The organism is Actinomadura bangladeshensis (assembly GCF_004348335.1).
Classification (GTDB): Bacteria; Actinomycetota; Actinomycetes; order Streptosporangiales; family Streptosporangiaceae; genus Spirillospora; species Spirillospora bangladeshensis.
This window is the reverse complement of record NZ_SMJW01000464.1, coordinates 1-2,911: the sequence shown is the minus strand read 5'-3', so window position 1 is coordinate 2,911 and position 2,911 is coordinate 1. Positions and strand designations below refer to the sequence as shown.

Below are 2,911 nucleotides of genomic sequence, written 5' to 3'. Positions count from 1 at the left end.
CGCCTGGGGCCGCCGGCGGGCGGGAGTCGACACTTCGGGGGCCTTGGAGTGATTAGTCCGGTATGCTCCACGAGCCTCCTCTCAGGATCAGAGTTCACTTCATGACACAGACACCTGAGGCGTCGGTCGTGGCCGAGGCGACGGTGGAACGCTCCGCCGCCCGCCCGCCGGAGACGCATCGGACGCCGACCGCCGCCGCTCCCCCGAGTGCCGCCCCCAAGAAGCGCGACCCGCACCTGGACAACGCCAAGTTCCTGGCGATCCTGCTCGTCGCCGGGGGGCACAGCCTGTCCGGGCTGCGCGACGTCCCGCTGGCCGCGGCGATCTGGAACTTCATCTACATGTTCCACATGCCGGTGTTCGTCATGGTCAGCGGCTACCTGTCCAAGCGGTTCACGCTGACCGACGAGAAGGTCTCCCGGCTGGTCGGCTCGACGCTCGCGCCGTACCTGATCTTCCAGTGCGCCTACAGCCTGTTCGCCTGGGGGGTCGACGGCCGCCGGTTCCAGTTCGACGTGCTGGACCCCTACTACCTGACCTGGTTCCTGATCGCGCTGTTCGTGTGGCGGCTGCTCACCCCGGTGTGCCGGCGGCTCAGGTACCCGGTGGCGACGGTCGTGCTCGTCAGCCTGCTCGTCTACATGACGGACATCGGCAGCACGCTCGACGTCTACCGGATCCTCGGGCTGCTGCCGTTCTACGTCATCGGGCTCACGCTGTCGCCGGAGGTGCTGCAGATCGTCCGGCGGCCGGCCGTGCGGATCGCGGGCGCCGCCGTCCTCGTCGCCGGGTTCGGTGTCGCGTTCGTCACCCACGACCGCATGAACGCGCGCTGGCTGAACTGGGACGCCTCGAACGCCGACCTCGGCGTGGACGAGCTGACCGGCACGATGATGCGGATGGCGCTGCTGCTCACCGCGACGGTGCTGCTCCTCGCCTTCCTCGCCGTCGTCCCGTCCCGGCAGACCTGGTACAGCGACCTCGGCGCCGCGACGATCTACGGCTACCTGCTGCACGGGTTCGTCGCCCGGCTGTTCACCTTCGAGGGCTGGCACAAGCTCGCCTGGTTCGACACGGTGCCGGGCATCCTGTCGGCGCTGCTCGCGGGCTTCGTCGTCGTCACCCTGCTGAGCACCGCGCCGGTGCGCAAGATGACCCGCTGGGCGGTCGAGCCCAACCTCAAACCGCTGTTCGGCCGATGACGGACCGGCGGGCAGTCCGCCCGGCGGCGGCGGGGTTACGGCGAACCGGCAGATCGCTGAATTCGCCACAAAATCCGACAGACCAGGTACAGTAAGGCGGCAGTTCTCCCCGGCGGATCAGCTGACCCTGCGATCGCGGCGCCGCCCGCTCGCCCTCGACATCCCACGGGTCACCGCAGCATGTACGGTCACGGCGGCCGGTCCGGCCGCCCCCAAGATCAAAGGACGGTCGCATTGGTCATGGCCCCGCATGGCGAACATCGCGTCGTCGCCGTCATCCTGGCGGGTGGCAGCGGGCAGCGCATGGGGCTCAGCACGCCCAAGCAGCTTTTGAAGATCGCCGGGAAGACGATCCTCGAGCACACGCTCGGCGTCTTCGAGGACGCGCCCGAAGTCGACGAGATCATCGTCCTGATGAACCCCGGCTTCCTCCAGGACGCGGCCGAGTGCGTGAAGAAGGCGGGCTGCACGAAGGTCACGGCCGTGCTCCCCGGCGGGACGTCCAGGAACGCGACGACGCAGCTCGCGCTCGACGCCCTCGCCGACCACCCCGCCGAGACGACCAGCGTGCTGTTCCACGACGCGGTGCGGCCGCTGCTCTCCCAGCGCATCATCCGCGACTGCGTGACCGCCCTGCGCGAGCACCGGGCCGTGGACGTCGCCATCCCGTCCGCCGACACGATCATCCAGGTCGACGAGGACGTCATCGTCGACGTGCCGCGCCGCGCGAACCTGCGCCGCGGACAGACCCCCCAGGGCTTCCGGCTCGCCACCATCCGCGCCGCCTACGAGAACGCGTGGCGGGACGAGAACTTCGAGGCCACCGACGACTGCACGGTCGTGCTCCGCTACCTGCCGGACACGCCGATCTACGTCGTCCCCGGTGACGAGCACAACATGAAGGTCACCGAGCCCGTCGACATGTTCGTCGCGGACAAGCTGTTCCAGCTCGCCTCGTCCGACGCCCCCGACCTGACCGAGGAGCAGTACGCCGAGGCGCTCGCCGGCAAGACGGTGGTCGTGTTCGGCGCCAGCCAGGGCATCGGCGCCGCCATCGCCGAGATCGCCCAGGGGTTCGGCGCCCGCGTCTTCGGCTACAGCCGCGGCACCACCCGCACCCACGCGGAGCGGCCCGAGGACGTCGCCGCCGCGCTCGCGCAGGCGTACTCGGCGACCGGGCGCGTCGACTTCGTCGTCAACACCGCGGGCGTGCTGCGCATCGGCCGGCTCGACGCGATCGACCCGGACGCGATCGAGGAGGCGCTGCGGGTCAACTACCTCGCGCCGATCCACATCGCGCGCGCGTCGTTCCCCTACCTCGCCAAGACCGGCGGGCAGCTGCTGCTCTACACCTCCAGCTCCTACACCCGCGGCCGCGCGGACTACAGCCTGTACTCGTCCGCGAAGGCCGCCACGGTCAACCTCACGCAGGCCCTCGCGGACGAGTGGTCCGGCGACGGGGTGCGGATCAACTGCATCAACCCCGAGCGGACCAGCACCCCGATGCGCACCGCCGCGTTCGGCCAGGAGCCCCCGCACACCCTGCTCAGCGCCGACCAGGTCGCGCGGACGTCGCTGAACGTCCTGCTGTCCGACCTGACCGGGCAGGTCATCGACGTGCGCCGCGAGGACCCGCTGAGCCGCCGCTCCGGCTGACGCGCCACTCCCCGGCGCCCGCCCAGGCCCCGCGGGCGCCGGGGACCCTCCCC

Annotated in this window: 2 protein-coding genes; both read left to right on the top strand. The window is 70.5% G+C overall.

All coding sequences use genetic code 11. The features are described from left to right. Window positions 1-101 precede the first annotated feature (101 nt). Window positions 102-1,202 (top strand): acyltransferase family protein, encoded by a 1,101-nt coding sequence (locus E1284_RS39910; protein WP_165965619.1) that lies wholly within the window; start codon window positions 102-104, stop codon window positions 1,200-1,202. A gap of 240 nt (window positions 1,203-1,442) precedes the next feature. Further along, window positions 1,443-2,858, top strand: coding sequence for a bifunctional cytidylyltransferase/SDR family oxidoreductase (locus E1284_RS39905; RefSeq protein WP_131945313.1), 1,416 nt, complete (start codon window positions 1,443-1,445; stop codon window positions 2,856-2,858). Window positions 2,859-2,911: the final 53 nt, after the last annotated feature.

Coding starts and splice junctions, on each gene's coding strand:
- E1284_RS39905 (WP_131945313.1), top strand. CDS start 1,443: ATGGCCCCGCATGGCGAACATCGCGTCGTCGCCGTCATCCTGGCGGGT.
- E1284_RS39910 (WP_165965619.1), top strand. CDS start 102: ATGACACAGACACCTGAGGCGTCGGTCGTGGCCGAGGCGACGGTGGAA.